The 5,962-nt window shown below is 72.3% G+C and carries 4 protein-coding genes; 2 read left to right on the top strand and 2 right to left on the bottom strand.

What is annotated here, in order from left to right:
- Both J1C73_RS07785 and J1C73_RS07780 read left to right on the top strand, forming a co-directional pair.
- On the top strand, positions 1-670 hold a 670-nt coding region (locus J1C73_RS07785), incomplete at its 5' end, for a glycosyltransferase family 2 protein (RefSeq protein ID WP_207315696.1).
- Positions 667-2,040 (top strand): polysialyltransferase family glycosyltransferase, encoded by a 1,374-nt coding sequence (locus tag J1C73_RS07780; RefSeq protein ID WP_207315695.1) that lies wholly within the window; start codon positions 667-669, stop codon positions 2,038-2,040. The genes J1C73_RS07785 and J1C73_RS07780, both read left to right, overlap by 4 nt.
- A gap of 68 nt (positions 2,041-2,108) precedes the next feature.
- Here the strand turns inward: J1C73_RS07780 and J1C73_RS07775 are convergent, their stop codons facing one another.
- Positions 2,109-4,475 (bottom strand): glycosyltransferase, encoded by a 2,367-nt coding sequence (locus J1C73_RS07775; protein ID WP_372446663.1) that lies wholly within the window; start codon positions 4,473-4,475, stop codon positions 2,109-2,111.
- Positions 4,476-4,480: 5 nt separating this feature from the next.
- Positions 4,481-5,632, bottom strand: a complete 1,152-nt coding sequence (locus tag J1C73_RS07770) for a hypothetical protein (protein WP_307797625.1) — start codon at positions 5,630-5,632, stop codon at positions 4,481-4,483.
- Positions 5,633-5,962: the final 330 nt, after the last annotated feature.

Genomic DNA, 5,962 nt, shown 5'->3' with positions numbered 1-5,962 from the left:
GGCCAGGACCGAGGCGCTGGGCTGCGACTTCGTCCGCACCGACCATGTCCAGGCCGACGGCAGGACCCGTACCGTCCAGCGCGTCCCGCACGGCCGCAGGGGCGAGGTGATGGCACCCCGGGACGCGATCCTGCCCGCCGGGCGCAGCACCTCCGTCGACTACGCGTACGCCTGGGCGGGCCTCTACCACCGCCGGCTGCTGGACCGCGGGCTGCTGCACTTCACGGACGGGCTGCGTACCGCCGAGGACCGGCCGTGGATCTGGCGGCTGCACCGCGAGGCGGATTCCTTCGCGGTGCTGGGGCTTCTCGGAATCTTCTACCGACGCGGCGTCGCCTCGTCGCTCACCCAGATCGGTGACATGCGCCAGCTCGATTTCATTCGCTCGTTCGACCAGGTCGTACGGGAAACAGCGGCGGACCGCGATGCGCGGGAACTTCTGCCGAAAGCGGTCCGAAACTATTGCGCGATCATTTCCCATCACATGGGTTCGATGGAAAGGTTCGAACCCGCTGTGGCGCGTGCCCTGAAATCGATGAGCGCCGGTGCTCTCGGGCGAATGCCGCAGGATGTGCTGGACGAGGCCCTCGACTCGATGGACGTCAAGCGCGCGACCCTGCTGCGCCGGCTGCGCCGGCGGTCCGCCGCGAAGGAGGTGGCGGCCGCGTGAACAGCAGCCGGGCCCGTACGACGCAGATCTTCTTCGCCTCCACCCTCTACGGCACGGCCACCCTCGCCGCTGCCCTGGACGCGGGCCTCTTCGCGGACGCCGGCCGCCGCGTCCTGCTCGTCTCGAACAACGCGGCGATCCCGGAGACGGCGTCCGCCGTCGACGCGATGCCCGGATTCGACGTGCTGCGCGGCCGGTTCGACGATGTCGTGTCGTGGAACGCGACGATCGCCCCGCACCATCCGGGCGGCTGGTCCCCGCGGCCGGACGACGTTCCGCTGTGGGAACGGCATCTGCGCCTGGCCTGGGGACTCGGCGACGACGACATCGAGATCGCGGTGGAGTCGATCCAGGTCGACCCGGCCATGGCGATCGCCCAGATCTTCACCGGTGTGCCCATCGACGTGTACGCGGACGGGCTGATGAGCTACGGCCCGACCCGGAACAAGATCGACCCGCTGGTCGGCACCCGGGTGCGGCGGCTGCTCCATCTCGACCTGGTGCCGGGACTGCGGCCGCTGCTGCTCACGGAGTTCGGCGTGGCACCGCGGATCGTGCCGACCGAGGCCTTCCTCAAGGTGCTCGGTGAGCTGGGCGACGCGCCCGACGTCGCGGCGGGCGTGCCGTCCGTGGAGACTCCCGCGCTGCTGCTCGGCCAGTACCTCTCCGCCCTCGGCCTGATCAGCGCGGCGGAGGAGGAGGAGCTGCATCTGCGGATGATGCGCGGCGCGGTCCGGCTCGGCCACACCCGGCTGGTGTTCAAACCGCATCCGACGGCCCCGGCCCAGTGGTCGCGGGGGATGGCGGCGGAGGCGGAGCGGCTCGGCGCGGAGCTGACCGTGCTGGACGCGGAGGTGCTCACCGCCCCGGTCCTCGCCGAGGTGCTGTACCAGCGGATGCGGCCCGCCCTGGTCGTCGGCTGCTTCTCGACGGCGCTGCTCACGGCGTCCGCGTTCTACGGGCTGCCGGTGGCGCGGGTCGGGACCCAGATGCTGCTGGAGCGGCTGACCCCGTACGAGAACAGCAACCGGGTCCCGGTCACGCTGGTGGACGCGCTGGTGCCGGACCTGGAGGACCACGGCGCGGCCGGGGCGGCGCCCGCGGTGGCGCCGGACGGGCTGAACGACCTGGTGAGCGCGGTCGGCTTCGCCATGCAGCCGAAGATCTACCCGGGGCTCCGCCCGGTCGCCGAACGGTATCTCGCCGCCCGTCCCGCGGCCGCGACCCGGCGCTACTTCAAGCGCAGGCGGCTGACCTCGCTCGCGCTGCCGGGCGGAGTGCCCGAGCAGTTCGCGTTCCTGCCGCGGAGCGCCGCGGTGCGCCGGGTGGCGCGGCGGGCGAAGGCGCTGCGGCCGGGCGCGCGGCGGTGAGCCGGGCGCGGTGACGGCGGACGAGGGGCGGGGCGCCGGTCGCGCCCCGCCCCTCGTCCGCCGTGGTGTCAGACGCGCACGCCTGCCTGGATCAGCTGGAGGTCCGCGGCGTTCGCCTCGGTGACCTTCCACAGTTCCCGCTGGCGCCCGTGCACATCGGCGACCGCCGCCGCGTGGTCGTCCAGCAGTCCGGCCGCCCGCTCCACGAGCCGTGCCCCGAGGTGCCGGTCATGGACGGAGATGCCCCACTCGGGCCGCTCGATGTCGGACAGGAAGTACGCCATCTTCGGGTGCGAGATCAGGCTGATGACCGGCGTACCGCAGCCGAACGGGATCATGCCCGCGTGCCCGCGCATCCCGATGACCAGCCTGGTCCGGGCGTAGGTGTCCCGGATCTCGTCGTTGCCGAAGTCGTACATCGGGATCACCGGCAGCGCGATGCCGTGCTCGCGCCGCAGGTCGAACGCGATCCGCTCGTCGTCCAGCGAGTGGGCCACGCACTTCACCTCGGCGCGGCCGGCGAGCCCCTTCACCGCGGTGGCCATCTCGGCGAGGAAGTGCCCGTAGTCGTGGCCGAAGCGGAGCCCCGAGCGGTCGTACGCGGCGTTGATCAGCACGGTGTTCTCGCGCTGCGCGGGATCGGTCCAGCCGTCCACCAGGTGCCGGGTGACGGTGGTCGGGCAGGGCTGGAAGCGGACCTTGTCGTGCAGCGAGGACGGCAGCAGCTCGCGGACCTTTTCGATCGAGCCGTGGTTGCGCAGCCCGAAGAACGCGGCGCGCTCGACCAGCTTGCGCAGCGAGGAGAGGAACCGCTCCCGGCCGTGGCCGTACGCCTGGCCGTCGAAGGCGTTGAAGCCGACCGCGTACACCATGACGGGTACGTCGATCCGCTCCAGCAGTCCGTCGGGGACGTTCCACTGCCAGCCGCTGTTGCCGTTCGGAGCGGTGTCCGGGATGAAGAGGCCGCCGCCGCCGATGACCAGGCCGCGGCGGGCGTTGACGCGCTCCAGCGCGGCCTCGTCGAACAGCCGGTGGGCGTGGACGGAGTGCCAGCGGGCCGGGCCGGTGTCGCGGCCGAAGGCGAGGCGGACGCTCGAAGGGAGCAGCTTGTCCCCGGCGTTGCCCTGCCGGTCCATGTAGAAGGCGACGTGGGCGAGCTGCTCGGCGGCCGGTCCCTCGTCGGGGGTCTCCGCGTCCCTGGTGCGCTTGTACATCAGCCGGTTCGCCCGGTGGGTGGGGTCGACGCCGAGTCCTTCGAGGGCGTACTGCGCCGCGCCGGTGTCGTCGCCGTGGATCCAGGCGATCTGGGCGAGGCGTGAGAAGGCGGTGGCGGCCCGGTTGGGGGCGGCGGCCGCCAGCAGGAGCTGGGCGCGGGCCTCCTCGTAGCGGGAGACGCTCATCAGGGCATGGCCGAGCACCTCGTGCGGCCAGGCCTCGTCGACGGGAATCCGGACCGAGCCGAGGAGCTCGGCCGCCTCCTGGTACTCACCGGCGACGATGTGCGCGGTGGCGACCCGGCGGGCGCTGTCGGGGTCGGCGGTGCGCCGGACGTGCGGGGTGCCGTAGTGCACCAGCAGGTCGTGGTGCTTGGCGCCGGGCAGCGCCAGGTAGGCGGCGTGGAACTCGGCGTCGGACAGCTCGAACCCGCGCCAGCGGTCCTCGGCCAGGCCGTACCCGGCCTCGCCGCCCTGCCAGGGCTTGTGCCGTCCGGTGAAGTGCAGGATCGCGGTGGTGTCGGGCACCGGGAGGTCGCCGGAGAGCCGCCGCTTGACGAAGTTGTAGCGGGAGTCGAGCTGTACGAAGCCGCCGTCGAGCACGGCGTTCAGGATGCCCTGGTCGTGCTTGTCCAGCTCGTAGTCGCCGCTGCGGCCGACCTCGTCGATGCGTGCGCAGAACGCGTCGCTCAGGTACTCGCGCTGGATGACCAGCAGCCCGCTGTTGAGCTTGTGCTGTCCGTAGAAGAACTGCGGAACGGCCGCAAGCCCCTCGCGCAGCCTCAGCAGTTCGTCCAGAGCGCCGAGGACCACCATGTCGGTGTCCAGGGTGATCACGGTGTCGTAGTCGCGCACCCGGAAGACGTCCAGGATGAAGTAGGCCTTGCGCACCAGGTAGTTGTCCTGGTCGCCCTTGGCGTACGTGTCGTAGTGCGCGGCGTCGACCCGTCGGAAGTCGACGCGCGGGTGCAGTTCCCGGATGCGGGCGACGGAAGCGGGGCGCAGCCCGTCGTGCAGGACGACGAAGTCCTCGCAGACGGCCGGGTTGGACAGGGCGAGGCTGCGCAGCAGGGCGAGGAAGCCGGGCAGGTAGTTCTCGTCCACGAAGCTCGCGAAGGCGACCCGGCGCTTGCCGGTGAGGGCGTTGGCCGGGGCGGGCTGTGCGGGCACGGGCGCGTCGGCGGGGGGAATCTCGGCAGGGGGCGTCTCGGCAGGGGTCATCGTCGTCATCGCAGTCGGATCCTCGTATCGGTGACGCTCTGGGCGCGTTCCATGACCCACGCCTTTTCGCTGGTGTACTCGTGCACGGAGGTGATCGGCATCTTCATCGCGGCGGGCAGCCGGTAGGCGCCGCTCTCGTAGAAGTCGAAGCCGATCAGGTCGAGTTGAGGGCTGACGTCCAGGTGGTCCAGCAGCCAGAGCATGTTGAAGCCGCTGGTGGGGATGGCGGGCCAGACGTCAGTGCCGACCTTGCCGATGTCGCGCAGCGGCCAGCGCAGCGACTCGTCGCCGAGGTACTGCTGGGCGCCCGGCACCAGCCGGGTGCGCAGCGAGTGCTTCCAGTCGCCGGAGATCCCGCCGAACACCAGCCGGGTGTGGACCTTCCGGTCCCAGTTGAAGCCGTGCTTGTGGATGGTGGCGTGGATGTCGGTGCGGCTGCCGGTGGCGGCCGGGTCGATCCGGTACGAGTTGAAGCGGACGACGAGGTCGTACGCGTCGATCTCGGCGCCCATCGAACCCGTCCCGACCCGCTGGGAGTTGGCGATCAGGCAGATCGACTTGCCCGCGATGTGGTTGCGGAACTCGCCGAGCGTGGACCATTCGACCCCGCCGAAGGTGGGGTCGGCCACCGGGCCGCGCATCCGGGTCCGGCGCTGCCCGGCGTAGAGCGCGATCAGCTCCGTGAGGTGGCGGGGGCCGTCGTTGCCCGGGGCGGTGCGGGGGGCGCCGCCGCTGCCCGGCGCGCCGCCGGCCTCCAGGGCGAGGCCGAGGTACTGGGCGAGGGCCTCCTGGATCTCCGGCACCGGCGCGCCGGACCGGTCCTGGGCCAGGAGTGCGCCGATCAGCCGGGACCGTGCGCGGTTCCAGTCCCCGCGCGCGTGCAGGGCCAGGCCCTCGGCCCAGGTGTCGGTGACCGGCCCTCCGGCGAAGCCCGCGGCCTCGGGGCAGTCCCGCTCCAGCATCCGCAGCAGCTCGCCCTGGCGCTCCGCTCCGGCCCGCAGCCCGGCCGTCCTCGCCGCGATCCCGAAGCCGTCGTCGTCGGTGAGGTCGAGGTAGCGCTCGTACGCCTCGACGGCGTCGGCCTCCGCGCCCATCGCCTCCAGGACGCGGGCCCGCAGCCGCCAGGCCGCACGGGAGCGCCTGCGCTGGGTCAGCACGGTGNNCACCCTTGGAGGTGCGCCGCAGCAGCGGAGCCGGGGAGGCGGCGGGCGCCTGCTCCATGGCGGCGTGGGTGGCCAGCAGATTCCGCAGCGCCTCCGCCAGCGCCGTACGCCGCCGGTCGAGCCCGGCGACCAGCTTCCCGCTGTGGGCGGCGCAGGCACGCAGGCAGGTCTCCAGCTCCGTCGGACGGACGGCGGCGAGGGGAGAGGTGCCGTCCTCGGACGGGAGCGGGTCCTGTGCGTCGCGCTGCCGTGGCCAACGGCTGCGGGCTTTCGTCATGGCGCTCCAAAGCGTCTGATGCCCGTGGGGGGGAAGGGGCGTAGGGA

It is taken from the genome of Streptomyces laculatispora (assembly GCF_017353455.1).
In the GTDB taxonomy this organism is placed as follows: Bacteria; Actinomycetota; Actinomycetes; order Streptomycetales; family Streptomycetaceae; genus Streptomyces; species Streptomyces laculatispora.
This window is presented reverse-complemented; position numbering and strand designations above follow the sequence as displayed.